The 397-nt window shown below is 47.1% G+C and carries 1 protein-coding gene; it reads right to left on the bottom strand.

The annotated features are described in order from the left end of the window. A partial coding sequence (locus ALO_RS19835) for an IS110 family transposase (protein ID WP_040294032.1) occupies positions 1-221 on the bottom strand: 221 nt, incomplete at its 3' end. Between the last annotated feature and the right edge of the window lie 176 nt (positions 222-397).

Raw genomic sequence — 397 nt, 5'->3', positions numbered from 1 at the left:
ACGATGCGTTGAGAGTAGTGACCTGTGGATTCTAAGGCGATGAGCGGATCACTCTGAAATGTATGGCCCACTTTTTTTATTTTGTCCACAGCCGAAAGAAGACCTTGTTTGGTGTTGTACTCCTTAAAAGGCTTTTCGTAGGGACTGCCGTTTGGCGAAAGGGCTGCATACACGCAGAATTCTTTAGCGACATCGATGCCAATCACCGGTCGATTCAACAAGAGATAGGCCCCCCATACAGATAGGATTCGAAGGATTATCCATTCCATCGTCAAAGATTACAGCCTTGCACGTGAAGCGGGAATAGAGCTCCCAACCAGCTGAAACGTAAATGCTTTGGGAATGGATGAATCGTCAATGACTTGGGTATAGATCAACATCTTCCCTGGGACGGGGA

The organism is Acetonema longum DSM 6540, from assembly GCF_000219125.1.
GTDB classification, from domain to species: domain Bacteria; phylum Bacillota; class Negativicutes; order Sporomusales; family Acetonemataceae; genus Acetonema; species Acetonema longum.
The sequence above is the reverse complement of the archived record's forward strand: the minus strand, read 5'-3'. Positions and strand labels throughout refer to the sequence as shown.